Raw genomic sequence first — 24934 nt, forward strand, 5'->3', positions numbered from 1 at the left:
CGCGGGACAGGTCACGTCGGAACGGTACGAGCGGCCGCCACGAGTCCGTCCTCGTTCGGTCACGGGACGGTCGAGGCCCTTGGGACGAGGGTCGGCGGGATGATCTCGTGCCGGTCCTCGGTGCGGCCGCCGAGCCGGGAGGCGAGGAGGGCGAGGGCGGTCGCGCCGAGGAGCGGGCGATGCTGGTCGACGCTGGTGAGGCGGGGCCAGGCGCGGGCGGCGAGCTCGGTGTCGTCGTAGCCGGTGAGGGCGAGGCGTTCGGGGACGGCGAGGCCGCGTTCGTGGGCGCGGCCGAGGCATTCGACGGCGAGCACGTCGTTGTTCGCCATGACGGCGGTCGCGCCGGAGTCCAAAAGGGCGTCGACGGCGTCGCGGCGGTGCGCGTCGGGGAGGCGGTGGACGCGGGGGCGCAGGCCCGCGGCGGCGAGGGCGGTCTCGTAGCCGAGGAGGCGGCTGCGGGCGGCGGGCCGGTTCGAGGCGGTGGCGTAGGCGATGTCCTTGTGGCCGAGGGCGATGAGGTGTTCGGCGGCGAGGCCCGCCCCGGCGGCGTCGTCGTTGGCGACCGAGTCGACGCCCGGGGTGCGCGTCTCGGGACGGCCGACGACGACCACGGGGAGGCGGTCGGCGGCGGCCGCGAGGATGTCCGGGTCCACTCTGGAGCTGACGACGACGAGGCCTTCGACGTTGTGCCCGATCATGGCCTCGACGTGGGCGGCGAGGCGAGCGGGGTCGCGGCGGCCGTTGGCGAGGAAGGTGCCCAGGCCCTCTGATTCGGCCGCTTCCTCAACGCCGAGTGCGACTTCGGCGTGGTAGGGGTTGCGCAGGTCGGTGACGACGACGCCGATCTGTCCGGTGCGGCCCTGGACGAGGGCGCGCGCCTGGGCGTTGAGGCGGTAGCCGAGTTCGGCCGCGGAGCGGAGGATGCGGTCGCGGGTCGCGGCGCCCACGCCGTCGTCGCCGCGGAGGGCGAGCGAGACGAGAGACTTGGAGACGCCCGCGTGGGCGGCCACGTCGACGATCGTCGGGCGGCGGGTCCGGTTCGCAGTCACCCGACCATGATGACCACTCGCGGTCGGGCGCGGCAACCGGGAACACCCTTGCGGACCAGGGATTCTGGAACGTTCCAGTCCTGTTCGGGTCCCGTTCACCGGGCGCGGGCCCCGCGGACACCCGGCGGCCCGAGTCTGGTCATGCGAACCCCCGACACGACTGGAGCGCCCGTGACCGACCGCCCTGCCACCGCCCTGACCGAGCCGGTCGCCGCCCTCGCCGTGCGCCCCGACGCGCTGCTGCTCGACTTCGGCGGCGTGGTCTTCGAGACCGAGAAGCGCCCGGACGGGCGCCGCCGCGCCGCCGAGCTGGTGCGCGAACGCCTCTCCAGGGCAGGGCACGAGGTCACGACGGCATCGCTCCTTTCATCCATAGAGGCCGGTCTCGGCGCGCTCAAGCACTGGAAGCACGCGATGAGCCGCACGCTCGTGCCGGTCGAGCTGACGCACCGCGCGCTGTGGGAGGACTTCCTGCTCTCGGACCAACCTGCGGCGGTGCGCGCCGTCGCGGCCGGGGACGGCCGCGAGCTCATGGCCGCGATCAACCCGCTCCTGAGCGACCACCGCGTGCGCCCCGGCGCCGCCGAGCTGCTGCGCCTCGCCCGCGGCCTCGGCGTGCGGGTCGGCATCGTCTCGAACGCGCACTCCGGTCTTTCCCACCGGAACCTCATGCGCCGCTTCGGACTCGACGTGCTCGTGGACGTGCAGCTCTACTCCGACGAGGTCGGCATCCGCAAGCCGCACCCGGACATGATCCGCCGCGCCGCCGCCGCGCTCGGCACCGTGCCCGAGCGCTGCTGGTACGTCGGCGACACCCAGGACCGCGACGTCCAGGCCGGCCGCCGCGCCGGCGCCGGCGGCGTGGTCCTGACGCGCTCGAAGCACACCGACACCCCGCCGTTCCCGGTGGCGGAGAAGGCGGACGCAGTGTTCGACACCCCGGAGGGACTGATCCCGGTCCTCGCGGGAGCCGCGGAGGCGGGTGCCGCGGTCACCGGCGGCGGGTCCGATCAGGTTGCGGGGGCGGTGAATCCGACTCGGCCGCACTCAGGGTCGCGCCCGATCCCGCCCGTCGGGCCGGGCCCCGCCATCCCTGACGGCGGCCCCGCGGGGGGCCGCGCTGCGAGCGGCGGTCAGTTCGATCCGATTGCGGGCCGATCGGTTCCGACCCGACCGAACCCGGCTCGCACCGAGTCGGACTCCGGCGAGGGCACTCAGGTCGCCACCAGCCGTGTCCCGGCGCACGATGCCGAGCCGTATGCGGCGGCGGTCGGCGCTCCCCGCCCGAGCCCCGAGGCCGGTGACACCGGACCTGCGGCCGTTCAGGTTCCGGCACGCGGCGCCGAGCCCCTTTCGGCGGCCACGGACGGCGCAGGCGCCGACGGCCTCCCGTCGCGGCCGCGGGCGCTGCTCCTCGATCAGGGCGGCGTGCTGGTCACCTCCGTGAAGACACCGGAAGCCCTGGCGGGCTTCGTGAACCGCACGGCCGCCCGTCTCCGGGCGGCCGGGCATCCGGTGACGGACCTGCTCATGGGCGACGCACTCGCGTACGCGCTCGACGCCTACCGGGCGGCGAAGCGGACGCCGGAGTCCGATGAGGACGGCCGCTCGATCTGGCGCGAGATCACCCCGGCGGCGTTCTGGGGCGAGCACGCGGCGGCGGCGCTGCCGGTCTCGGCGCGGGACTGGCTGCTGGCCGAGGCGGTGGCGCTGACCGAGGAGTACGCGCGGGCGAAGTCCCGTGCGCGCCTTCGCGAAGGCGTGACCGGTCTCCTCGAATGGTGCCGGACCGAGGGGATCGCGGTCGGGATCGTGTCGAACACGATCTGCGGCCGGGAGGGCCGCCGCCGACTCGCCGACGCCGGTGTGGCCGAGCTGATCGGCGCGAACGCGTACTCCGACGAGGTCGGGCGCCGCAAGCCCGACCCGGCCCTGGTGCTGGCCGCGTCCCGCGCGCTCGGGGTCGACCCGGGCGAGTGCTGGTTCGTCGGCGACAAGCCGTGGCGCGACGTCAGGGCCGCCCGCGCGGCGGGCGTCGGGACCGCCGTCATCGTCGAGGGCGGCTCGCCCTCGGCCCCCGAACTCGCCGAGGCGACCGGAGCCGACCGGCCCGACCTCCTCCTCCCGTCCATGTCCGCCATCCACGAAGTACTCGTATCCGCCCGGCCCCTCCCCCGTTGAGCACGGCCCTCACGACCGCCCGACCCCCACCGAGAAAGGCCCTCCCATGACCGAGACCGCCCCGTCCCGGGCCCGCCGGGTCCTCCCCGACCCGCAGTCCCTGACCTCCTCGCAGAAGCTCATGGTGTTCGTCCTGTCGATGACCCTCTTCGGGCTGGCGAACATCTTCACCGAAGTGATACCCGAGTTCAAGCTCGGCCCCGTCGAGCTGTCGGTGGCGTACCTGGCGTTCGTGCCGGTGGTCATGGTCTGCCTCTTCCACCCGCTGTACGCCGCGCTCGGCGCGCCGCTCGGCGAGATCGTGTTCGTCGACCTCCTCATGGGCGACTTCTCCGGCATCGGCGAGGTCGAGGGCTACCTCCAGCTCTCGCTGGGCCTGTACGTCGGCGGCTCGCTCGTGCGCGACCCGCGCCGCAGGTGGCAGGTCGCCACGGCAGCGATCGTCGCCGTGCTCATCGACAAGGGCGTCGGCGGGATCATCGACATGTCCAAAGTGGTCGTCGGCGTGGAGGACGCCGAGTACGTCGAGGGCCTGCCCGAGTCGGTCCTCGTCATCGAGGGCTTCGCGTTCGCCTCGGACCTCCTCATCACCGGCGTCCTCTTCGGAGCGATCCCGGCCGCGTACCTCGCGAGGCGCCTGCACGGCAAGATCGAACCGCTCATGGGCATGGCCCCGCGCGACGCCGAGCACCCGGTGCCCGGCCGCGCCCGCCAGACCGCCGCGTTCGTCTCGCTCGCCGTGTTCCTCATGCTCGCCTCGGGCGTGTTCGCGTTCCTCGAAGCCGCCGACGTCAAGTTCGGCGTGTGGGAGCCCGGCTTCATCGACCGGTACGGGCTCGGCTTCCTGTGGGTGAGCGTCGCCGTCTGCGCCGTCGTGCTCATCGGCGTCGTCGTGTCCGCCAAGGCGCTCCGCCGCCGGGCCCGCTCGGAGGACTGACCGTGGACGACGTCATCGCCATCGACGGCCTGGCCTTCCGCTACCCCGGGGCCGCCGAGCCCACCCTCAAGGGCGTCGACCTGCGCATCCGGCGCGGCGACTTCACCGCCGTGATCGGCGGGAACGGCTCGGGCAAGACCACCCTGTGCAAGGCCTTCAACGGGCTCGTCCCCCACTTCTGGTCCGGCGAGTTCGAGGGCCGGGTCGACGTGGACGGGATCGACACGCTGGACGCCACGGTCGCGGCCCTGTCGCACCGCGTCGGGTACGTCTACCAGGACTTCGGGAACCAGCTGGTCCGGCCGTCGGTGCGCGACGACGTCGCCTTCGGGCCCGTCAACTTCGGACTCGCCGACCACCGCGAGCGCAGCGAGGCCGCCATGCGGCTGCTCGGGATCGACCACCTCGCGAAGCGGTACGTGTGGGAGCTCTCCGGCGGCCAGCAGCACCTCACCGCGCTCGCGGGGGTCCTCGCCATGGACCCCGCCGTGATCGTCGTGGACGAGCCGGTCGCCGAACTCGACCCGGCGCGCGCCGAGGAGACCTACCGGATGCTCAAGCGCGTCAACGAGGAGCGCGGCACCACGATCGTCGTGATCGAGCACCACGCCGAGTTCATCGCCCGGTACGCGCGCAGCGTCGTCCTCATGTCCGACGGGCGGGTCCGCTGGCACCTGCCGGTGCGCGAGGCCCTCGCCCGCCGCGCCGAACTCGCCGTGCACGGCATCCCCGCCCCGCAGATCATCGCCGCCGCCGCCGAACTCACACCCGGAGCGCCCGTGCCGCTCACCGTCGCCGAAGCGGCCCAATGCATCCGGGACGCGGGCCTCGCACCCGGCCCCAGGCCGCCCCAGCCCGAGGCCCCCGCGCCCGGGCCCGTGATCGCGCGCCTCACCGGCGTCACCCACGGCTACAAGGACGTCCGCGGCAAGGTCTCCACAGTGCTCGACGCGGTCGACCTCGCCTTCCGCGAAGGCGAGCGGATCGCCCTCGTCGGCTCCAACGGCGCCGGGAAGTCCACACTGCTGCGACTCCTCACCGGACTCAACGTGCCCCGCAAGGGCACCGTCGAGGTCGACGGCACCGACACGCGCACCGTCAAGCCCGCCCGCCTCGCCGACCGCGTCTGCTACCTCTACCAGCACCCCGAGCAGATGTTCCTCAACGACTCGGTGCGCCAGGAGATCGCGATGTTCCCCGAGCAGCGCCGCCGCCCCGACGCGGCCGCCGTCGTGGACGACGTCCTCGAACGCCTGCGTCTCACCGACTTCGCCGACCGCGACGGCCGCACCCTCTCCGGCGGCCAGCAGCGCCGCACCACCCTCGGCATCGGACTCGCCATGGCCCCCGCGCTCCTCCTCCTCGACGAGCCGACCGCCAGCCTCGACACCGCCACCAGGAACGACGTGATCGCCATGCTCGCCGCGCTCGCCGAACGCATCCGATGCGTCGTCGTCGCCACCCACGACATGCAGCTCGTGGCCGAATGGGCCACGCGCGTGCTCGTCCTCGGCGAGGCCCGCGTGCTCGCCGACACCACGCCCGCCGGGCTCTTCGACGACGCCGCGCTGTGCGAGCGCGTCAACCTCGTGCCGCCCCAGATCAACGTCCTGGGCAGGGAACTGGGCATCCACCCGCCGCCGCTGAGCGTCGCCGAGTTCACCGCCGCGTTCGCGCCCGCGCTCGCCGGAGGCCGCTGATGGCGCGCCGCCAACGGGACGTGCTCAGCGTCGAATGGGTCAAGCTCGAACTGCTCCGCACCGCGTACGCGACCCGCGGCGGCCTCTTCGCCGGGTTCGACCCGCGCGTGGTCGTCGGCTGGTACGCCGTGTTCGCGGTGGCGCCCTGGCTCACCCACAACATCACCGTCCTCGCCGCGCTCTTCGCCGTCGCCGCGGTGGCGGTGGCGCTGTGCCGGGTCGGGCCGCTCGTGCTGGGGCTCTTCGCGTTCGGGCTCGTGACCGAGACGGCGTACCTGTTCGCGGTGGCGTGGTTCTTCGACGGGGACCTGCACACCGTCGCGGCCCTGGTGACGCTGAGCCTCAAGCTCGGGGTGGTCGCCCTCGCGAGCATGGCCGCGTTCGTCTCGCTCGACCCCGAGAAGCTCTCGGACGCGCTGGTGAGCATGAAGGCGCCGCCGCTGCTGAGCTTCGGCGTGAGCTACGGCTACCGGATGCTGCCGATCATCATGGACGAGTTCCACACCATCGTGGACGGCCACCGCCTCCGCTCGGCCCCGCTGGAGCGGCGCGGAATCCTCGCCTGGCGCGTCCCCGTCCACATCGGATCGACGCTCGTGCGCAGCTTCTACCCGATGATGCTCAACACCGCCAAGCGGACGCGCACCACCGTGGAGGCCCTGGAGACCCGCGGCTTCACGTTCGCGGGCGAGAGCGCCAAGGGCCGCGACATCCGCCTGGCCTACCTGCGGCTGCGGATGCGCGACCTCGCCCTGGCCCTCGTGACGGTCGTCCTCATCGCGGGCGCGTTCATCATCGGCGAACTGGCCCCGGTCTTCGCCCGCGACTTCTGACCCTAGTGGAGCGTGGGTCGGTAGATCAGCTCCTGCGTGCGGCCGTCGAGGGTGCGGGTTTCGACCAGGTCGAGGTCGAAGTCCTCCGCGCCCTGGAAGATCGGGTCGGCGCCGGTGCGGCCGGTGACGACCGGGAACAGGGTCACCTGGACGAAGTCGACGAGGCCCGCGGCCATGAGGGCGCGGTTCATCGCGAGGCTCCCGTGGGAGCGGAGGGGGACGGCCGAGGTCTCCTTGAGTCGGGCCACGACGTCGACGGCGTCGCCGGGGGCGAGGGTCGCGTCCGGCCAGTCGAGCGGCCCGGTGAGGGTGCTGGAGACGACGGTGGCGGGGAGGTTCCTCATGCGGGTGACCCACGGGTCGCGCACTTCGGAATCGTCCGTGCTGGCCGCGATCATCTGCGCGAAGGCGCGGTAGGTGTTGGCGCCGAAGACCATCCGCTGGTCCTCCTCGTACTGGGCGAGGCGGTGCCCGAGCAGTTCGGGCCCCTGCTTGCCCCAGTACCCGGTCCAGTCGCCGCCCGCGGCGCCGAAGCCGTCGAGGCTGGTGAAGAAGTCGAAGGTGTAGGTCGCGGTCATGGTGTCCCCCTCGGGTAGCGGTATGCAGGTGAGGACTGTAGGGCGCGGCGGGATTCATCGCAGCGGATCGGACGAATTCTCCGCGGCTACGCTCGGGCCATGAGTGTGAGTGACGCCGAGCTGGCGGTCGCGGCGGCGAGCGCGGGCGCCGAGGTGGTGCGTGCGCGGTTCGCGGGGCCGTTGGCGCGCTTCGAGAAAGGCCCCGGCGACTTCGCCACGGACGCCGACCTGGCCGCCGAGGCGGCCGTCCTGGAGGTGCTGCGGGCGGGTCGCCCCGGGGACGCGGTCACCGGCGAGGAGGGCGGCCGGTCCGGCGAGGGCGACGCGGACCGGATGTGGCTGGTCGACCCGTTGTGCGGCACCGTGAACTACGAGGCCGGGCACCTGTTCGTGGCCGTGAACGTCGCCTTGCGGGAAGGCGGGGCCGTCACTGCGGCGGCGGCCGCCGATCCGGCGACCGGCGAGGTCTTCTGGACCGACGTGGACCGCGCGATGCTCCGGCGCGGCGGTGCCGACGCGGCGCTGCGCCCTTCGGCCCGGACCGCCCTGGTGGACGTCAACCTGGACCTTCCGTACCGCGAGCCGCCCGGCTTCAGCGCGGTGGGCCTTCTCGCCGACCCGGCCTTCGCCGAGCGCTTCCGGCCGCGCGTGGTCTCCTCGACGCTGGCCCTGACCTGGGTCGCGGCGGGCCGCCGCGCCGCCTACGTCACCGGCGGACGGATGCGCGACAGCATCCACTTCGAGGCGGGCATCGCCCTGTGCGAGGCGGCCGGCTGCACGGTCACCGACCTGTTCGGCGAACCGCTCACCGACCGCACGACGGGCCTGCTGGCGGCAGCGGACGCCGAAACCCATGCGGCCCTCCTGGAGATGATCGGACGCCCCGGCTGACCGATCCACGGGCCGGAGGAACGCCGCCGATGGCACGCCGGTGTCAGACTGGCCGTCTCCGACTCTCTTTGAGGAGCGACATGGTCTCGATCGGTCAGGTCCGCGAAGACCTCGGCTCCAACCTCCCGCGGTTGGCGCTCAGGCACGGCGTCCCGGGGGTCTCGGTCGCCGTGGGCGTCGACGGCGAGGTGGTGGAAGCCGTTGCGGGCGTGGTGAACACACGCACCCGCGTGCCGGTCGCGCCTGATTCGGTGTTCCAGATCCAGTCCGTGACGAAGGTCTGGACGGCGACGCTGGTCATGCAGTTGGTCGACGGCGGCCTGGTCGGCCTGGACGATCCGGTCCGGTCGCATCTTCCCGGGTTCCGGACCGCCGACCCGGCCGCGAGCGGGTCGATCACGATCCGGCACCTGCTCACGCACACCGGCGGCTTCGAGGGCGACCTCTGGAAGGCGACGACCACCGGCGACGACGCGCTGCAACGGCTCGTCGAGGACTGCGTGCCGGAGCTGCCGCAGTCCGAGGCGCCGGGCTCCCGCTACTCCTATTGCAGCGCGGGCATGGCGGTGCTCGGCAGGATCGTCGAGACCAAGCGCCGGATGCCGTTCGCGGCTGCACTCCGAACGCACCTGGCCGACCCCCTCGGCATCGAGGAGCTCGCCTGCAACGCCGACGAGGCGCTGGGGTTCAACACGGCCATGGGGCATGTGCCGCAAGGCGACCGGGGGATGCGGCCGCTGCCGGTCTGGGCGACCTTCCCCGAGTCGAACGCTCCCGCGGGGAGCCATCTGTCCATGTCCGCCCGGGCCCTGCTCGCGTTCGGCCGCATGCACCTCGCGGACGGCCTGGCCCCGGGCGGAGCGCGCCTGCTCACCGAGGACGCCGCGAAGGCGATGCGACTCCCCGAGACCCGCATTCCCGCGTCCCCGCACGACCGGAAGCACATCGGCCTGGTCTGGGAGCTCACCCACGGCGGCAAGGTCGTGAGCCACGCCGGAGGCACGATCGGCATCGCCTCGATCCTGGTGCTGGTCCCCGCCCAGGGCCTCTCGATCGCGCTCCTGATCAACGGCGGCGACTTCAACGGCCTCTACGGCGACCTCGTCGCCCCCTGGATCGAGTCCGCCGCCGGCGTCTCGACGGCACCGACTCGCGCGCCGGCGCCGGCCGACCTCGGTTCGGACCTCGCCCGCTACGTCGGCGACTACGGCACCCGCAATCAGCGTTCGACGGTGTCGATCGGCGAGGACGGCCGGCTGGAGCTCTCGTACACGGGCGCTGCGGAGGGCGCCGCCAGGTTCGCGCTGGCGGGACTTCCGGCCGGCCCGTTCACCGCCGAGATCCGCCGCGTCGAGGGCGACCTGTTCGCCTCGGTCGGCCGGGACGGGACCGCGGGCGGGTACGTGGAGTTCCTGGACGGTGACGAAGCGGGCCGGGCCCGCTTCGTCCACACCTCGGGCCGCTCGATCCCACGCCTGCCCTGAACGGCCGCACGCGGCCGGAACCGGTGGCCGAGGTTCGGTCGCCGAGGTTCAGTCGCCCCGTCGCGCCACGGCGCACCGCCCATGACAGCGTCCACTTCGAGGCGGGCATCGCCCTGTGCGAGGCGGCCGGCTGCACGGTCACCGACCTGTTCGGCGAACCGCTCACCGACCGCACGACGGGCCTCCTGGCGGCAGCGGACGCCGAAACCCATGCAGCCCTGCTGGAGATGATCCGAAGCGCCTGATCATCGGGGCCGCTTCGCCGCTTCCAGGCGGACGACCTTCATGTGCAGGCCCGCGAGTCCGGCCCTGAAGCGGGACTGCCCGGTGAGGGTCAGGCCGGTCCCGTTCGTGAAGGCGCTCAACGGTGCCCGCGGGAAGTCGTAGTTGAGGAGGCGACCGCCGGGGGTGAGGACGCGGGCGATCTCGGTGGCGCCGGCCTGAGGGTCGCCCCAGTGGTGGGAGCTGAAGGAGGTGACGACGAGGTCGAAGCGGGCGTCGTCGAAGGGGAGGGCGGCGGCGTCGGCGGCGTGGAGTTCCGCGAGGCCGCCGAGGTTGCGGCGGGCGAGGTCGACCATGTCGGGGGCGAGGTCGACGCCGGTGAGGCGGAGGTCGGGGCGGGTGCGGGCGAGGGTCTGGAGCAGGATGCCGGGGCCGGTGCCGACGTCGAGGAGGGCGGCGCCTTCGGGGGCGACCGCCGCGATGTCGGCGGCGATGCGGCGGTAGAGCGGCTTCATGAGGAGGCGGGCGAGGCGGTCGTAGTTGCGGCTGTGGCGGCCCTCGATGGGCTGGTTGCCGTGCTGGTGGTCGTGGTGCGGCATGGCGGACCCCAATGGTTGTATCGTACAACTTTCATTCGAGTCTACGATATTCAGTTGCATGGCACAACCGAGGAAGGGGCGGCGATGGACGCCGAGGCCGATCACCTGCACCACCTGCTCCTGGACCTGGTGCGCACCGCCGAGTTCGCGCTCATGGACGGGCTGCTCCCCGGCCGCGAGCTGTCGATGTCGCAGCTCCTCGCGCTCCACGAGCTGGACCACAGGCCCGGCCTCTCGCAGCGCGAGCTGGCCGCGGGCCTGGGCCTGGAGAAGAGCAGCGTCAGCCGCATGGTCGCCGACCTGGAGGCGAACGGCCTGGTCGAGCGCCACCGAGACCCCGACAACCGGCGGCTGTACCGGCTGGCGATCACCGCCGAAGGTCGGCGCCTCCACCGCCGGGCCGCCGAGGTCCTCCACGAGCGCTATCAGCGCTGGGCCGCGGCGATGACCCCCGGTGAACGCGAGGGGTTGGCGGCCGGGCTCCCCGCGCTGCTGCGGGTCATGCACGCCGATCGGCACGACCACGGGTGAACGTCCGGTTCCCGCCCGGCCCCTCGGTGGCCAAGGTTCGGTGGCCAGGGTCTGGTGGCCGAGATCTCGTATGATCGCCGGGTTCCGGCAGCGCACGCTCGCCCGCCCCCGTCGCGCCACGGCGCACCGCCCATGACAAGGACGCCAATGCCCCGCCCCGTGCCCGGCCCCGAGGCGCTCGTCCGGTATATCCAGACCGGCGACCGCGAATCCCGCATCTCCTACCGGTCGCTGCCGGACAAGGAGCGCGTCGCCTACAGGGACATGGTGAACCGCGTGTACGCCGCCGCGCTGCGACAGCACTTCGGCGACGATCCCTCCTCGAAGGAGGTCGACGCGCTCATCGAGCGGGTCGGCACCCGGCACCCGCAGTACGGCGGCGGCGTCAAGCGGGTCCTGCGTTCCTATCTGGACGGTGGCCGCAACGGCGGGGTGAGCCCGCGGCAGGTCCTCACCGCGCAGCACCTCGTCATCCGCGAGATCGCGAAGCTGCACCCCGAGTTCCGCAAGCGGGCCGACCAGACCGTCGCGAAGGCCTCCGGGTCGAAGGCCTCCTCCGGCGACCGCGCGGACATCGCCGAGCTATACAAGGCCGCCGCGGGCGACGTCGAGGGCGACGACCCCGGCGGGCTGCGCCTGCGCGCCGCGTTCGAGGAGCGTATGCGCGCGTTCGAGGCGAGCCGCGCCACCGAATCCGAAGTGGACATGGACATCGAGTTCGCCAGCACCGACGCGCAGTCGCTGGCGACGGTGACCCTCGGCCTCGACGGCTTCCTGCGCGGGCTCGAACTGCGGCGCGGCGTCGAACGCGTGGGCGGCAGGAGCATCGCCGCGTCCATCCTCCAGGCCTGGGTCGCCGCCGAGAAGCAGCGGTGGAGCCACGCGGACGAGGCGGGCGTGCACGATTCGGCGCCCGAGCCCGGTTCGGGCTCCGACAGGCGCGACACGTTCCTGTCGGAGGCGTACTCGCAGAGCCGGCTCTGCCGCGCCACCGTAGACCGGCACGGGCGCCTGCGCTCGATCACCTTCATGCGCAACGCGCTCTTCGAGGACGGCCGCCACGGCCTCGCCGCGGAGGTCCGCGAGGCGATCAAGAAGGCGCAGGCGGCCCTGGAGGAGTCCCTCTAACGCCCCTGCATCGGCGGTTCGGGCCGCATCGGCTCCTCCTTCCGGACCGAACTGCGCGCGCCCGCGCGGCCGTTTCGAGGCGTAATGCCTTGTATTGCAGCGATTCCGGCGGCGGTTTCGGGGACGCTCGGTGAGCGTCCCGTTGCTAGCATTCCGAACTGGACCTCCCGGAAGCGCCGGAGGTCCCGGCCCATGCCCCGATAAGGAGCCCCCGAATGAAACGACTGCTCGCCGCCCTCGCCGTGTGCGCCGCGGCCTTCGCCGCCACGGCCTGCTCGTCCGAAGAGCCCGCCGAGAAGGAGCAGGACGGCACCGCCGCCGCGGTCGAGGAGACCACCGAGGCCGAGACCGAGGAGGAGGCGCCCGCCGCCGAACCGGCCGGCGACTGCGGCGACGAGCGGGTGACCGCCGCGATGGCCGACGTCGTCGCCGGCGCCGGCGTCGAGTTCTCCGTGGACGACTCGCTCGACGGCGCGCTGACCTGCACCTGGGACACCGGCAGCGACCTCGGCGCCGTCGTCACGGCCACCGTCTCGCCCTCCACCGGCAACGCGGGGATGAGCGAGGAGGTCCTGGAATCGCTGAGCCAGGAGGTCCTCGACGACGCCCGCTTCGAAGGCGTCGACGCGATCCCCACCGTCGTCCTCGGCTGCGAGGAGGGCAACGCCTCCTCCCTCCTCGGCTGCGCGATCGCCGTCTACGGCCAGGAAGCCGACATCACCGTCCAGGCCCTCGTGGCACCGGACGTGACGCAAGACCAGCTCGTCGACGCGGCCTGGGCCCTCACCGAGGCCTTCGCCGGCTAATGCCCCCGGTGGCCCGGACCCATCGCGGGTCCGGGCCACTGCCGTGTCCGATGCTGCCGCCGCGTTGCCGCTTCGGCCTACGCCCCGGCAACGCCCCGTCCTGTGCACTGGTCCCACCGGGTCGAACCCCCTCCCGGCCAGCGCGAAAGGACGAATTCAGATGGACACCCTCAAGAAGACGGCAAAGTGGACCGGCATCGTCGCCATCGGCATGTGCGGCGTCGTACTCCTCGGCGGCGGCAAGGTCGTGTCGGGAACGCTCCTGGTCGCCACGGCCTTCATCCTCGCGCTCCCGGTCAAGCGCCACCGGCTCCCGCTGTGGTTCCGCATCGCGCTCGTCTTCGCCGTGTTCGCCCTCGTCGCCTGGAACATCTCCACCACCGACCTCCCCGTCCAGGCCAGCGGCATGGTCACGACCTGCGGCAACGAAGCCGCCGACGGCTTCACCCCCACCGGCTTCAAGTTCTGGGACCAGGTCCGCTACATCTTCAACGGCTTCCTCGCCCAAGCCGCCCCGTCCTAGAGTCCCGCATCAGGCCAATGCGAGCAGCCCGACCGCGAGCGCGGCCGCACCGAGGCCGACGAACTGGCCCTTGTGGAGGCGTTCGCGGAGTACTCTGCGCGCCAACAGTATCGTCGCGGCCGGGTAGAGGGCGACGACCACGGCAGTCACCGCGAGGTCGCCGGATCGCGTCGCGAGGAGGAACAGCAGGTTCGCGATCGAGTCGAGCGCTCCGGCCGCAGCGGCCGGGCCGAACGCCGGCCGTTCGGGCCCGAGGCGGCGGTGCAGGGCGACGGCCGCGGTCAGGGTGATCGCCGAGGAGACCGCCCGGCCGGCGATGAGCGGGGCCACGCCGCTGTCGGTCGGGGCCTGGTGGAGGAAGACGAGTTGGAACGCGATGGCCGCGCCGGCGCCGAGCGCCGGCAGGAGCGCCTGTTTCGAGGGCCGGGCCGTGCGGGCTCCGGGGCCCGCGCTCACGAGGACGACGGCGACGAGCGCGAGCGGGAGTCCGGCGATCGCGGCCGTTGCCAGGTGCTCGCCTTGGAGGAGCCCGACCCCGACGGGCAGGACCGCCGAGACGAGGGCCGTGATCGGCGAGAGGACGTTCATCGGGCCGATCGCGAGAGTCCGGTAGAGCAGTACGAACGCGGCAGCCGAGGCGATCCCGGAGGCCGCGCCCCAGCCCAGGGCTCCGGCACTGAAGTCGGCGCCGAGCAGGGGCCAGAGCGCGAGTTCGACGGCGAGGCTCGCGGGCGCGGCGACCGCGACCGTGCGCAGCACGTGGGCTTTGCGCGCGCCGAGCCCGCCGAGGAAGTCGGCGCTGCCGTAGGCGAGCGAGCTGCCCAGGGCCAGCAGCAGTGCGATCACGTCCCCTCCTCGGGTAGCATCGAAACGACCGATTCAAACAATAGACCGACCGTAATGGTTCAGTCAAACGACCGAGACGGTCATTCTCGTGACCTTGACTTCAGGAGGGCCCGTGGCCGAGACCGAGGCGACGCTGGCGACCGTGGCGCAGAACGTCAGGACCGCCCGCACCCGCGCGGGCCTGTCCCTCGACGAGCTCGGCAGACGCGCCCAAGTGAGCAAGGGCGCGCTCGTCGCGCTCGAGAAGGCGCAGGGCAACCCGAACCTCGCGACCCTCGTCCGCCTCGCCGACACGCTCGGCGTCTCGGTCTCCGCACTCATGCAGGGCCCGCAGGAAGGACGAGTCCGCGTCGTGGACGCCGCCGATCTCACTCCCCTGTGGACCGGCGACGACGGCGGCGAGGCGCGCCTCATGCTCACCACGGCGGGCCCGGCCCCCGTCGAGGTCTGGCGCTGGCGCCTCGCCCCCGGCGAGTCCTACCCGAGCCACCCCCACCAGGCCGGCGTCCAGGAGACCCTGAGCGTCGTCGCGGGCCGCATGATCCTCACCGTCGACGGCGCCGACCACGAAGTGGCCGCCGGCCAGACCGCCGCCTTCAACGCCGATGCCCCCCACGGCTACCGCGGCACCGGCGACACCCCGTGCGACCTGATCATGACCGTCCAACTCCCGCCCGCCTGACGAATCGGCCGAGGCCCTGAGGACGAAGGACGGCCCGCCGGGTTTCCGGCGGGCCGTTGGGGTTCGGAGGTTACTCCCAGCTGGCGGCGGCTTTGCGGCGGCGGGCGAAGACGAGGGCTCCGGCGCCGGCTACGGCGACCGCTGCGGCGGCGGCGATCATGAGGCCGGCGTTGCCGCCGGTGGTGGGGAGCGTGGACTGGGCGCTGCTCTCCTCGCCGGTGGGGTTCTCCTCGGAGGGCTGCTCCTCGCCCGCGGTGGGCTCTTCGGTGGGCTCCTCGGTCGCGGGCTCCTCGGGGGCCTCGTTGTCGACCAGGTCGGTGGAGCCGAGGGCGAGACCGGTGTGCATGGTCGCCGGGGAGACGTCGTCGGCCTCGAAGAGGAGGCCGAAGCCGAGGTCGGATTCGGCGGTGGCGGTGTCGGCGACGACCGCGTCGAGCTCCAGGAGGACGCCGTCGGCGGGGAGGACGCCGGGGACGGTGCAGACGAGGCTGCCGTCGGCGCCGTCGGCGCAGTCGGCGCCGATCGGGTTGAAGTCGAGGACCGCCCGGTCGTCGGGGGTGATCGTGACGACCGAGCCGGTGACCTCGTCGCTCGTGGTCGGGGTGATCGTGAGTTCCAGCGGGTTGGAGCCGACGACGACGGCCGACGGGATGTAGATGAGCGCCTCGGCCACGATGGTGTCCTGGGCGAAGGCCGCGCCGGAGGAGGCGGCCACGATGCCCGCCGCGACACCGGTCGCGGCGACGCCGCGGAGGACGTTGGTCTTGAGGGTGGACATGAATCTCCTTGTGCAAGGGAACGAACGTCATCGACCGGGCGGCACACCGCCCGGCCCGACTTGCAGGGTGTGAAGCCGTGCCGCAGCATCCGAAAACGGGGCACGACCGGGGTACGCAGAGAACCCTAGGAGGGCCCCGCAACCCGCCTACGCGGGCGGCGGCGCCCGGTCCGGGCTCCCTGTACATACCCGCCGAGGTCCGCCCGGGGTTGCACGAAGCCGGGTGAAATCTGCGAATCGGCACGACGTGACCAAGGTCGCAGCGATGTCGCACGCGTCGGGCAGTATGGCGCGCATGAGAGCGCAGGACGCACCCTTCCGCCCCTACTGGTGGGCGACGAGTCTGGACGAGGCCGGAGTGGACTCGCGCTCCGGCGACGGCACCTACAACCGCTATCCGTTCGAGGACCTGCCGGAGACGCCCTATCCCATGGACGGCGACTTCGCCTGGCTCGCAAGGCAGCCGGCGCAAGAGGAGTGGGCGATCCGCCAGGACGTCCGGGAACCGCTGGCGGCGTTGACGAGCGTCTGCGAACGCGAGGGCGTGCCGCTGCCGGAGCCGTTCGCGCGCTTCATGGGCTCACCGGACCTCCAGGACCGCATACGCTCCACCACCGCGTGCTACCTCGACCTCGACGCGGGCACCGTGCCCGTCCCGGGCGGCGGCAGGCTGATCCGGTTCCTCGCCGACCAGCAGGGCTGCCTGTTCTGGTACCTGTTCGTCACCGAGGACGGCGCCGACCACGCCGTGGTCTGCACCCCCGAGTACCTCGACAGCGAGGAGGCCACAGAAGTCGAAGGCGGCGAGGCGATCTGCTTCTGCGCGGAGTCGTTCGAGGCGTTCCTGTGCCGGTACTGGCTGGAGAACGAGATCTGGTTCGCCACCGAGGACGGGACGCCGATGCCGGAGGTCGGCCCGGCCTACATCGAGCGGTACCGGGCGCTGGCGGGCTGAGCCCGGTCAGGCGTGCGCGTAGTCGCCGTCGCGGGTGGTGCGGGCCGCGGCCTCGGTCATCGCGGCGACGCGGTCGGCGAAGGCGTCGACCGCCGCGGTGTTCTCGCCGGTGCGCCAGACCAGGCCGTACCGGACGGGCTGCGCGTCCACGACCTGGAGGTGCGCGATGCCGGGGCGGGCCTGGTAGGCGGCGCTGTGGGCGCCGGTGAGCATGGCGCCCTTGCCCGCGGCGATGAGCATCTGGGCCTCTTGGAGGCTGGTGACGCCGGGGCCGGCCGGGATCGGGCGCCCGTCGGGGGTCTCACGGGGCGCCTGGAGCTCGGTCCGGTAGGCGGGCGCGTCGCCTTCGAGGACCAGCAGCGGGGTCTCGGCGAGGTCGTCGGCGGTGAGCCAGGGGCGGGCGGCCAGGGGGTCGTCGGCGGCGATCGCGAGCATCCGGCCCTCGGTGACGAGGGTCGGGCCCTTGGCGAGGTCGGCCTCGCGGACGGGCAGTTCCATGAACACGACGTCGTAGTACCGGTCGCGGAGCTGCGCGAACGGCTCGGTGAACGACATCTCGCAGATCGCCACGGCGAGTTCGGGATGCTCGCCGCGCAGGAGGTCGACGGCCTTCATGGCGATCTCGCCGACGAGCGGGTTCGCGAAGCCGATGCGGAGGGTCCCGCCGAAGCCGCGGGCGGCCGCGGCGGTGCGGGCGAGCGCGCGCTCGATCGCGCGGTGGTGCGGTTCGACGTCCTCGCGGAAGCGCGCGCCGAGGTCGGTGAGGGCGACGGTGCGGCTGGTGCGCTCGAACAGCGGCGCGCCGACGCGCCGTTCGAGGCGCTGGACCAGCTGGCTGACGCGGGCGCGCGAGAGGCGCATGCGCGCGGCCGTGCGGCCGAAGTGCAGCTCCTCGGCCAGGATCAGGAAGCATTCGAGCTCGTCGCGTTCCACCGGGGCTCCTATCGGTAAGTCCTGCTGAATGAACGTTGCGTTCTTCGCCGTTGTTCCCGCGCCGGGACGGCCCGATGATTGCCGGGCCAGAGAGAAACCCGAGCCAAGGAGTAACCGTGAAAGCCCGTGAATGGGGTGTGCTGCTCGTCCTTTCAGGAGCGATCTTCCTGGAGGGCATCGACGTCGCCATGCTCAACATCGCACTGCCCTCGATCCGCGCCGACCTCGGCCTGTCCACCGGGTCGCTCCAGTGGGTCGTGAGCGCCTACGTCCTCGGCTACGGCGGCTTCATGCTGCTGGGCGGGCGCGCCGCCGACCTCCTCGGGCGCCGCCGGGTGTTCCTGGTTGCGCTAGCGGTGTTCCTGCTGTTCTCCGGCCTCGGCGGGCTCGCCCAGGACGGGGCCACGCTCATCGCGGCGCGGTTCGTCACCGGCCTCGCCGCCGCGTTCATGACCCCCGCCGGACTGTCCATCATCACCACCGGGTTCGAGGAGGGCCCCAAACGCGACCGGGCCCTGATGATCTACGGCGCCATCGGCGCGGGCGGGTTCACGCTCGGCATGGTCATCGGCGGCCTCCTCACCTCGCTGGACTGGCGGTGGGTGTTCTTCATGCCCGTCGGCCTGTCGCTGGTCCTGCTGGTCGCCGCGGCCGCGCTCATCCCCCGCTCGCCGGTCCCCGACCGCGCGGGTCAGCGGTTCGACCTCCTCGGCGGGCTCACGATCACCGCGGCGGTCGTGCTGCTCGTCCTCGGCGTCGAGCGCGCCTCCCACGTCGCCCTCCCCTGGACGGCCGGGACGCTCGGCCTGGGCCTGGCGCTCGTGGCCGCGTTCGTCGCGATCGAGCGCCGCACGGCCGCCCCGCTGGTGCGGCCGGGGATCTTCCGGTCCGCTTCGCTGGTGCGCGCCAACGTCATCGGAATGCTGTTCATGGCCGGGTTCTTCGGGTTCCAGTTCCTCGTGGTGCTGTACCTCCAGGAGCTGCGCGGCTGGTCGACCGTCGAGGCGAGCCTGGCGATGCTGGTCATCGGCCTCGACGTCGCCCTCGCGCCGACGCTGACGCCGAAGCTCGTGCGCCGCTTCGGGAACGCCCCGGTGCTCCTGGCCGGCCTCGTGTTCGCGGCGGTGGCGTTCGGGTGGTTCCTGACGGCGGGGAACGACACTTCGTACCTCGGGATGCTCCCGAGCCTGGTCGCGATGGGTCTGGCGTTCACGCTGGCGTACGGCCCGCTGACCATCATCGCCACCAACGGGATCGCCGAGGAGGAGCAGGGGCTCGCGGGCGGGCTGCTGTACACCTCGTTCCAGTTCGGCGCGGCCCTCGGCCTCGCCGGGGTGGCGGCGGTGAACGTCGCCGCGACCGCTTCGGGCACGTCGGAGGCCCTGCTCGACGGCTACCGCGCCGCCCTCCTGGTCCCCCTCGGCGCGGCGGTCGTCGCCGTGGCCGTGGGCGCCTTCAACCGCAACGAGGACAAGGCGGCCGAGGAGAGGGAACCGGCGCTCGCCGCCGCCTGAACACGGGTGCGCCCCGGGCCGAGGCCCGGGGCGCAGCGCCGCTACCGGTACTCCCCGACCGCCTCGATGCGCCCGACGATGTGGCGGTTGAACTCGTCGAGTTCCTCGGCGGGAACCCACAGTTCGAGGATGGTGTCACCGCCGACCCGCTGGACGGGGTAGCGCTCGGCGAAGGCCCTGTCGACGTCGAAGCGGGTCACGTAGCCGACGCCGGCTCGGGGGGCGTTCCAGTCGCGGGCGATGCGGATCGCGTAGTCCTCGTTGAGGACCGGGTAGAAGATCGGCTGCTCGGGCAGGCGCGGCGGCCAAGCGGTCCAACCGGACTCGCGCACGAGCGCGAGTTCGGCCGGACCGCACGGGCGCCACAGGGTCGTGGTGCTCATGCCCCGGACTCTGCCACGACCGCAGGCCGGGGCGCACCCTCGTTTCAGGAGGCGAAGGTCTAACGAGGCGAAGTCGATGACGATCTTGACGTCTTCGGGGCCGGTGTGGCCGAAGGCCTGCTCGTAGTCCTCCAGCGGGATGCGGCGGGTGATGAGGCCCTGGAGCCAGTCGCGGTCGGAGGCGGCGAGGATCTCGGCGGCCTTCGTGAAATGGGTCAGGTTGGCGTTGACCGAGCCGACGACCACGTCGTTCTCCAGCACCAGTTCGCGGTTGAGGCCGCCCGCGTCGACCTCGACCTTGCGGCCGGTGGGCGTGACGCCGGTGAGGCAGGTGACGCCGTACGCGCCGGTGGCGGCCATCGCGTCGAACACGAGCGCGGGCGCGCCGGTGGCCTCGATGACGATGTCCGGTTCGCCCTTCTCGATCGCGGCGGCGAGGCCGTCGGTGTGGTAGGTCGCGCCGAGGGCCCGCACGAGCTCGGGTTTCGGGCCCTCGTCGGTGCGGTCGAGGACGTGCACCTCCAGGCCGCGCTGCGCGCCGACGAGCGCGGCCAGCAGGCCGATCGGGCCCGCGCCGAGGACGAGCACGGTCTTCGGCTCGAACCAGGAGCGCCCGCCGACGCGGTCGATCTGCTCCCAGGCCTTGGCGAGCACGCTCATCGGCTCCATGAGCACGCCCACTTCGGACAGTGCCGGGTCGAGCTTCACGGCGTAGTCGGCCTCGATCGTCCACGCCTCGCTGCCGAAGCCGTCGATCTCCTTGATGCCGCGCTCGGTGTAGTCGCCGTTGCGGCAGTTGTCGAACAGGCCCCGCGCGCACGCCCCGCACGGCACCGGGTCGGGCCTGCGCACGACGCCGACCACGAGGTCCCCGGGCGCGAAGCCCGAGCCCTCCGGTGCGGTGCGCACCCGCCCGAGCGACTCGTGGCCGATGACGAGCCGCTTCGAACCCGAAGGGGCCCAGCCGTACTCGCCTTCGGTAAGGTCCCGGTCGGTGCCGCACACGCCGAGCGCGATGGCGTCCACCAGCAGGTCGCCCTCGCCGGGCACCGGCTCCTCGATCTCCTCCAGCGCGAGCGACCCCTGTCGCCCGGCCTCCACGGTCAATGCGCGCACGGCGCTCACCCCTTCCCTTCCGATGCCTCCCGGCGGGCGTCGGCGCGGGGCCGGGCCGCCGGGGGCGCGCCGCTGAGGTGGCGCGCCGAGTTCACCAGGCCCACATGGCTGTAGGCCTGCGGGGTGTTGCCGAGGTGGCGGCCGGTGGCGGGGTCGTACTCCTCGGCGAGGAGGCCGAGGTCGTTGCGGGTCTTGAGGAGCCGTTCGAACAGCGCCCTGGCCTCGTCCTCGCGGCCGATGCCCTGGAGGGCGTCCACGAGCCAGAACGTGCAGGCCAGGAAGGTGCCCTCGCGCCCGGGCAGGCCGTCGACGCCGCTGTCGGCCTCGGGGTCGTAGCGCAGGACGTAGCCGCCGTGCGTCAGTTCGCGCTGCACCGCCTCGACGGTGCCGACCACGCGCGGGTCCTCCCAGGGCAGGAAGCCGACCATCGGCAGGAGCAGCAGCGCCGCGTCGAGTCCCTTGGAACCGTAGAACTGCGTGAAGGTGCCGCGGTCGGCGTCGAAGCCGCGCTCGCAGACCTGCGCGTGGACGCGGTCGCGCAGCGCCCGCCACTCCTCCACCGGCCCGTCGAGGCCGAAGCGCTCGACGGCCTGGACGGCGCGGTCGAAGGCGACCCAGGCCATGACCTTGGAGTGCACGAAGTGGCGCCGCTCGCCGCGGACCTCCCACAGGCTGTCGTCGGGGTCGGCCCAGTGCTCGGCGACGAATGCCAGCAGTCCCTTCTGGAGCTCCCATGCGTCCCCGTCGGCCTCGTCGTCCGCCGCGCGGGCGAGGTGGAGCGCGTCGAGCGTCTCGCCCCACACATCGAGCTGGAACTGACCGGTGGCGGCGTTGCCGATGCGCACCGGCGCGGAGCCCTCGTAGCCGGGCAGCCAGTCGACCTCGATCTCGGGGAGCCAGTGGCGGCCGTCGAGCCCGTACATGATCTGGAGGTCGGCGGGGTCGCCCGCGGCGGCGCGCAGCAGCCAGTGCCGCCAGGCCCGCGCCTCGTCCCTGAACCCGGTGCCGAGCATCGCGGCGAGCACGAAGGACGCGTCGCGCAGCCAGCAGTAGCGGTAGTCCCAGTTGCGCACGCCGCCGAGTTCCTCGGGCAGCGCGGTCGTGGCCGCGGCGAGGATGCCGCCGGTCGGGGCGTATGTCAAGGCCTTCAAGGTGATGACGGAGCGGCGCACCGCCTCGTCCCATTCACCCTCATAGGACAGGTCGCCGATCCACTCGGTCCAGAACGACTCGGTGTCGGCCAGCGCCTCGGCGGCGTCGACGGCCGTGGGCCGGTCGTGGTGGGACTCGTGGTGGGTGAGGACGAAGGCGACGCGTTCGCCCGCGGCGACGGTGAACTCGGCGCTGGCGGTGCCGTCTTCGATGTCAAGGGGCACTTCGGCTTCGAGCCAGGCGGCGTCGGGTCCGGCGATGGCGGAGAGGTGGGGGCCGTGGCCGCGGACCCAGGGCACGACCTTGCCGTAGCCGAAGCGCAGGCGCAGGACGGTGCTCATGCGGACCGCGCCGTCGAGTCCTTCGACGACGCGGACGATGTCGGCGGCCTCGCCCCGCGGGGGCATCGCGTCGGTGACGCGGACGGCGCCTTCGGGTGTGTCCCATTCGGTTTCGAGGATGAGGGTGTCGGTGCGGTAGCGGCGGCGGGTGCACTTGCCGCCCGCGGCGGGGCCGAGCCGCCAGCTGCCGTGGTCCTCGTCGCCGAGGAGGGCGGCGAAGCAGGCGGGGGAGTCGAAGCGGGGCAGGCACATCCAGTCGATGGAGCCGTCGGAGCCGACGAGGGCGGCGGTGTGGAGGTCGCCGATCATCCCGTATTCCTCGATGCGCAGGGCCACGGCGGCGCCTTCCTGGTCGGTGTGCGTGCGGTCCTTCCGGGTCTACCCGCTGCGGCCGTTCGCACACCCGTCGGGTCCGGTCGCGGCATCGGCAATTGTCGCATTCGCGGGGCGTCCGGAGCCGGGATTCGGCGGGAAGTGGTGTGCGCTCGCGCAACGCGGGTAACCGGCCCGGGACCGACGAATCGCAACGAAGGAGTGATCGCGATGAGCACCATCACCGAATCAGTCGACGTCGAGGTCCCGGCCGCCACGGCCTACGAGCAGTGGACCCGTTTCGAGACGTTCCCGTCCTTCATGGAGGGGGTCGAGTCCGTCAGCCGGATCGACGACACGTTCACGCACTGGGTGACGAGCATCGGCGGGGTCACCCGCGAGTTCGACGCCGCCGTCACCGAGCTCCAGCCGTGGGAGCGGGTGGCGTGGCGGTCGATCTCCGGCCCCACGCACGCGGGGGTCATCTCGTTCGCGCCGCTCGACGACGACACGACGCGCGTCACCGCGCAGATGGACATCGACCCGGAGGGGTTCGCCGAGAACGCGGCCGACAAGCTCGGCGTGCTCGACCGGCGGGTGCACGGCGACCTGCACCGGTTCAAGGAGTTCATCGAGGGCCGCGGGGACGCGGGTGCGGGGCGTGAGCCGGACCCGCTCGGGTTCTGAGTCGCGAGCGAGCGCGCCCGGGGAACGGCCCCGGGCGCGCTCGCTCGTTCAGGCGAGGGTGATGTTGTCGAGTTCGGCGTAGCCGGTGCCGCCGGCGAAGTACGGGGAGCCCTTCGCGAGGCGTATGACGTTGTAGCCGGCGTTGAGGTTGACGGTGACGGTGGTGGTGGAGAACTGGGCCCAGCCGGAGGTCGGCGGGTAGGAGACGGTGGACCAGCCGCCGCCGTTGTAGGCGAGGCCGTGGGTGGAGGTCGCGCCGGTGCCGTTGGCGTACCTGATGGTCATGGTGTAGCTGCGGGCGGTGGGGACGTTGACGGTGAAGTCGACGAAGGAGTCCGAGCGCATGTCGGCGCTGCCGTCGATGTTGCCGACGTAGTAGCCGCCTGAGGCCCCGCCCGCGGAGCGGGTGAGGGCGTTGACGACGGTGGCGTTCTCGGCCTCGTAGACCTGCTGCCAGGAGGTGGTCGGGCCGCCCGCGGGCGTGACGACGAGCTGGTAGGCGCCCTCGGCGTTCATGTCGGGTACGGGCACGGAGATGGAGCCGCCGCTGGTGGTCATGGTGGTGGTGCTGACGGTCGTCGGCGCCGTCACGGCGGTGTGCCTGCCCGAGCCGGGGGTGTAGAGCAGCTGCACCTTGACGGAGGAGCCGAGGGCGCCGAGCCCGTTGACCTTGACGGTGTTGGAGCCCCAGTCGCCGCCGAAGAGGACGTTCACGATCTTGCGGCTGGAGTCGTAGGAGGCGACGCCGTCGAGCCAGGAGTTGGGGGTGGTCTTGACGATGTTGCCGGTCATGGACCCGTACCAGCGGTACAGCCAGTAGGAGGCGGTGGGCTGGTTCTGGAGGGTGAACAGGCCGTCGAAGGTCCCGGCCTCGAACCAGTAGGCGCGGTGGGCCTCGCGGGCGCCGTGGCGCTCCAGGACGCTCATCCAGTGGAGGGCCACGGAGGGGATGTCCATCTGGTTGTAGCTGTTGTACTCGTTGATCGCGATGGGGCGCGGGGAGATGCCCAGGGAGGACTCGATGGCGCGGTAGTCGGCGACGTGGTCGTCGAAGTTGTCCCAGTCCATGTCGCCGAGTTCGTGCCAGACGATGACGTCGGGGAGCGTCCCGGTGTCGCGGGCGTAGGTCAGGAACGAGACCATGCGGTTGTGGTTGTAGTGCGAGTCGCTCGGTCCGACGATGGGCGTCACCGGGTCCAGTGACCGCACCAGGTCGTAGGTCCGCTCCCAGCCTGCGTTGAAGGAGCCCGCCGAGGCGGTGTTCCAGGTCCAGTCGGGCTCGTTCCACAGCTCCCAGCCGTGGATGTTGGTGAGGTCGGTGCGCTCCAGGCGGTCGTTGACCTGCGTGGTGACCTTCTGCTCCCAGTCGGCCCAGCCCTGCCAGACGTAGGGGAAGGAGGGGTAGATGTCGGGCATGCGGATGAACTGCTGGGCGCCGGCGCGGACGAGGTTGGCGCCGACGTCGAGGGAGTCGCAGCACGGCTCGGTCGCGCCGTTGCCGAGGTGGGTGGTGCCGGGGGCGGGCTGGGTGAAGCTGGTCGGGTTGAGCGGCAGGAGCATCGAGGTGGTCGGCTGGGAGTCGGAGCCGACGCCGTAGAGGCCGCCGGAGGCGACCTGGGTCGCGGGGCGCACGACGGTGCCGACGTCGACGGTGAGCGTGAGGCCGGCGGCGTTCGCGGGAGCGGCCGCTCCGGCGACGGCGGCGCCGATCAGGAGGGCGAGCGCGGCTATCCGCGCGACCGTCCGTTTCAGGGGGTATCGCATGTCTTCTCC

The 24934-nt window shown here is 72.5% G+C and carries 23 protein-coding genes and 1 pseudogene; 15 read left to right on the plus strand and 9 right to left on the minus strand.

The annotated features are described in order from the left end of the window. Positions 1–59 precede the first annotated feature (59 nt). Positions 60–1049, minus strand: coding sequence for a LacI family DNA-binding transcriptional regulator (locus E9998_RS21090; RefSeq protein WP_192907132.1), 990 nt, complete (start codon positions 1047–1049; stop codon positions 60–62). A gap of 171 nt (positions 1050–1220) precedes the next feature. On the opposite strand from E9998_RS21090, the gene E9998_RS25545 reads away from it, so the two are divergent. From E9998_RS25545 to E9998_RS21110, 4 genes are read left to right on the plus strand one after another with little or no spacing between them, the layout of a single operon-like run. Continuing rightward, positions 1221–3230 (plus strand): HAD family hydrolase, encoded by a 2010-nt coding sequence (locus tag E9998_RS25545; RefSeq protein WP_204745578.1) that lies wholly within the window; start codon positions 1221–1223, stop codon positions 3228–3230. A 46-nt stretch (positions 3231–3276) separates the two neighbouring features. Next, the gene (locus tag E9998_RS21100; RefSeq protein WP_136531673.1) at positions 3277–4167 is read left to right on the plus strand and encodes a DUF8171 family membrane protein; all 891 of its coding nucleotides are present in this window, start codon (positions 3277–3279) and stop codon (positions 4165–4167) included. Further along, positions 4164–5867, plus strand: a complete 1704-nt coding sequence (locus E9998_RS21105) for an ABC transporter ATP-binding protein (protein ID WP_136531701.1) — start codon at positions 4164–4166, stop codon at positions 5865–5867. The genes E9998_RS21100 and E9998_RS21105 overlap by 4 nt, the downstream gene beginning before the upstream one ends. After that, the gene (locus E9998_RS21110; protein ID WP_136531674.1) at positions 5867–6700 is read left to right on the plus strand and encodes an energy-coupling factor transporter transmembrane component T family protein; all 834 of its coding nucleotides are present in this window, start codon (positions 5867–5869) and stop codon (positions 6698–6700) included. Before E9998_RS21105 ends, E9998_RS21110 begins: the two co-directional genes overlap by 1 nt. 2 nt (positions 6701–6702) lie before the next feature. Here the strand turns inward: E9998_RS21110 and E9998_RS21115 are convergent, their stop codons facing one another. Further along, positions 6703–7278, minus strand: a complete 576-nt coding sequence (locus tag E9998_RS21115; RefSeq protein WP_136531675.1) for a dihydrofolate reductase family protein — start codon at positions 7276–7278, stop codon at positions 6703–6705. Positions 7279–7377: 99 nt separating this feature from the next. Here E9998_RS21115 and E9998_RS21120 point away from each other — a divergent pair, with 99 nt between their 5' ends. The 3 genes from E9998_RS21120 to E9998_RS21130 all read left to right on the plus strand — a co-directional run bounded on the left by E9998_RS21120 (position 7378) and on the right by E9998_RS21130 (position 9898). Then, entirely contained in the window at positions 7378–8169 is a 792-nt protein-coding gene (locus tag E9998_RS21120; RefSeq protein WP_136531676.1) for an inositol monophosphatase family protein, read from the plus strand. 80 nt (positions 8170–8249) lie between these two features. Further along, positions 8250–9653 carry a serine hydrolase domain-containing protein gene (locus E9998_RS21125; protein WP_158299922.1) on the plus strand — a complete coding sequence of 468 codons (1404 nt, stop codon included), beginning with the start codon at positions 8250–8252 and terminating at the stop codon, positions 9651–9653. A 23-nt stretch (positions 9654–9676) separates the two neighbouring features. Then, positions 9677–9898: an inositol monophosphatase family protein gene (locus E9998_RS21130; RefSeq protein WP_240037702.1), complete on the plus strand. Its 222-nt coding sequence runs from the start codon at positions 9677–9679 to the stop codon at positions 9896–9898. On the opposite strand, the gene E9998_RS21135 is transcribed toward E9998_RS21130, so the two are convergent. Continuing rightward, the gene (locus E9998_RS21135; RefSeq protein WP_136531679.1) at positions 9899–10474 is read right to left on the minus strand and encodes a class I SAM-dependent methyltransferase; all 576 of its coding nucleotides are present in this window, start codon (positions 10472–10474) and stop codon (positions 9899–9901) included. It lies immediately after the preceding gene. Positions 10475–10528: 54 nt separating this feature from the next. On the opposite strand from E9998_RS21135, the gene E9998_RS21140 reads away from it, so the two are divergent. From E9998_RS21140 to E9998_RS21155, 4 genes are all read left to right on the plus strand, one after another. Further along, positions 10529–11005, plus strand: a complete 477-nt coding sequence (locus E9998_RS21140) for a MarR family winged helix-turn-helix transcriptional regulator (protein WP_136531680.1) — start codon at positions 10529–10531, stop codon at positions 11003–11005. Positions 11006–11152: 147 nt separating this feature from the next. Further along, the gene (locus E9998_RS21145) at positions 11153–12133 is read left to right on the plus strand and encodes a hypothetical protein (RefSeq protein WP_136531681.1); all 981 of its coding nucleotides are present in this window, start codon (positions 11153–11155) and stop codon (positions 12131–12133) included. 215 nt (positions 12134–12348) lie between these two features. Beyond that, complete coding sequence (locus E9998_RS21150; RefSeq protein WP_136531682.1) at positions 12349–12939, plus strand: hypothetical protein; 591 nt, start codon at positions 12349–12351, stop codon at positions 12937–12939. A 160-nt stretch (positions 12940–13099) separates the two neighbouring features. Then, complete coding sequence (locus tag E9998_RS21155; RefSeq protein ID WP_136531683.1) at positions 13100–13462, plus strand: hypothetical protein; 363 nt, start codon at positions 13100–13102, stop codon at positions 13460–13462. A 9-nt stretch (positions 13463–13471) separates the two neighbouring features. On the opposite strand, the gene E9998_RS21160 is transcribed toward E9998_RS21155, so the two are convergent. Beyond that, complete coding sequence (locus E9998_RS21160) at positions 13472–14308, minus strand: EamA family transporter (protein WP_136531684.1); 837 nt, start codon at positions 14306–14308, stop codon at positions 13472–13474. 112 nt (positions 14309–14420) lie between these two features. Between E9998_RS21160 and E9998_RS21165 the strand changes: the two genes are divergently transcribed. Beyond that, positions 14421–14990 (plus strand): cupin domain-containing protein, encoded by a 570-nt coding sequence (locus tag E9998_RS21165; RefSeq protein ID WP_136531685.1) that lies wholly within the window; start codon positions 14421–14423, stop codon positions 14988–14990. A 70-nt stretch (positions 14991–15060) separates the two neighbouring features. Here the strand turns inward: E9998_RS21165 and E9998_RS25965 are convergent, their stop codons facing one another. Further along, on the minus strand, positions 15061–15768 hold the full coding sequence (locus E9998_RS25965) for an LPXTG cell wall anchor domain-containing protein (RefSeq protein ID WP_204745580.1): 708 nt from the start codon (positions 15766–15768) through the stop codon (positions 15061–15063). A gap of 295 nt (positions 15769–16063) precedes the next feature. Between E9998_RS25965 and E9998_RS21175 the strand changes: the two genes are divergently transcribed. Continuing rightward, complete coding sequence (locus E9998_RS21175; protein WP_136531686.1) at positions 16064–16723, plus strand: hypothetical protein; 660 nt, start codon at positions 16064–16066, stop codon at positions 16721–16723. 6 nt (positions 16724–16729) lie between these two features. Here E9998_RS21175 and E9998_RS21180 read toward each other — a convergent pair whose 3' ends face one another. Then, complete coding sequence (locus tag E9998_RS21180; RefSeq protein ID WP_136531687.1) at positions 16730–17656, minus strand: LysR family transcriptional regulator; 927 nt, start codon at positions 17654–17656, stop codon at positions 16730–16732. Positions 17657–17772: 116 nt separating this feature from the next. Between E9998_RS21180 and E9998_RS21185 the strand changes: the two genes are divergently transcribed. Further along, positions 17773–19170 carry an MFS transporter gene (locus E9998_RS21185; protein WP_204745581.1) on the plus strand — a complete coding sequence of 466 codons (1398 nt, stop codon included), beginning with the start codon at positions 17773–17775 and terminating at the stop codon, positions 19168–19170. Between the two features lie 455 nt (positions 19171–19625). Here E9998_RS21185 and E9998_RS21190 read toward each other — a convergent pair. Both E9998_RS21190 and E9998_RS21195 read right to left on the minus strand, forming a co-directional pair. Further along, positions 19626–20669: pseudogene (locus E9998_RS21190) on the minus strand (glucose 1-dehydrogenase); the annotation flags it as partial. Between the two features lie 5 nt (positions 20670–20674). Continuing rightward, positions 20675–22498, minus strand: a complete 1824-nt coding sequence (locus tag E9998_RS21195; protein WP_204745582.1) for a glycoside hydrolase family 15 protein — start codon at positions 22496–22498, stop codon at positions 20675–20677. A gap of 207 nt (positions 22499–22705) precedes the next feature. Between E9998_RS21195 and E9998_RS21200 the strand changes: the two genes are divergently transcribed. Continuing rightward, on the plus strand, positions 22706–23161 hold the full coding sequence (locus E9998_RS21200; RefSeq protein WP_136531690.1) for an SRPBCC family protein: 456 nt from the start codon (positions 22706–22708) through the stop codon (positions 23159–23161). A gap of 48 nt (positions 23162–23209) precedes the next feature. Here E9998_RS21200 and E9998_RS21205 read toward each other — a convergent pair whose 3' ends face one another. Continuing rightward, positions 23210–24925, minus strand: coding sequence for a carbohydrate-binding protein (locus tag E9998_RS21205; RefSeq protein ID WP_136531691.1), 1716 nt, complete (start codon positions 24923–24925; stop codon positions 23210–23212). Positions 24926–24934 lie beyond the last annotated feature (9 nt).

The organism is Glycomyces paridis, assembly GCF_004912155.1.
Classification (GTDB): domain Bacteria; phylum Actinomycetota; class Actinomycetes; order Mycobacteriales; family Micromonosporaceae; genus Glycomyces; species Glycomyces paridis.

What these genes read in the sequence shown, in the direction of transcription:
- E9998_RS21145 (WP_136531681.1), top strand. Translation starts at nt 11,153, where the DNA reads ATGCCCCGCCCCGTGCCCGGCCCCGAGGCGCTCGTCCGGTATATCCAG.
- E9998_RS21120 (WP_136531676.1), top strand. Translation starts at nt 7,378, where the DNA reads ATGAGTGTGAGTGACGCCGAGCTGGCGGTCGCGGCGGCGAGCGCGGGC.
- E9998_RS21175 (WP_136531686.1), top strand. Translation starts at nt 16,064, where the DNA reads ATGAGAGCGCAGGACGCACCCTTCCGCCCCTACTGGTGGGCGACGAGT.
- E9998_RS21100 (WP_136531673.1), top strand. Translation starts at nt 3,277, where the DNA reads ATGACCGAGACCGCCCCGTCCCGGGCCCGCCGGGTCCTCCCCGACCCG.
- E9998_RS21150 (WP_136531682.1), top strand. Translation starts at nt 12,349, where the DNA reads ATGAAACGACTGCTCGCCGCCCTCGCCGTGTGCGCCGCGGCCTTCGCC.
- E9998_RS21200 (WP_136531690.1), top strand. Translation starts at nt 22,706, where the DNA reads ATGAGCACCATCACCGAATCAGTCGACGTCGAGGTCCCGGCCGCCACG.
- E9998_RS21155 (WP_136531683.1), top strand. Translation starts at nt 13,100, where the DNA reads ATGGACACCCTCAAGAAGACGGCAAAGTGGACCGGCATCGTCGCCATC.
- E9998_RS21115 (WP_136531675.1), bottom strand. Translation starts at nt 7,278, where the DNA reads ATGACCGCGACCTACACCTTCGACTTCTTCACCAGCCTCGACGGCTTC.
- E9998_RS21135 (WP_136531679.1), bottom strand. Translation starts at nt 10,474, where the DNA reads ATGCCGCACCACGACCACCAGCACGGCAACCAGCCCATCGAGGGCCGC.
- E9998_RS21110 (WP_136531674.1), top strand. Translation starts at nt 5,867, where the DNA reads ATGGCGCGCCGCCAACGGGACGTGCTCAGCGTCGAATGGGTCAAGCTC.
- E9998_RS21125 (WP_158299922.1), top strand. Translation starts at nt 8,250, where the DNA reads ATGGTCTCGATCGGTCAGGTCCGCGAAGACCTCGGCTCCAACCTCCCG.
- E9998_RS25965 (WP_204745580.1), bottom strand. Translation starts at nt 15,768, where the DNA reads ATGTCCACCCTCAAGACCAACGTCCTCCGCGGCGTCGCCGCGACCGGT.
- E9998_RS21205 (WP_136531691.1), bottom strand. Translation starts at nt 24,925, where the DNA reads ATGCGATACCCCCTGAAACGGACGGTCGCGCGGATAGCCGCGCTCGCC.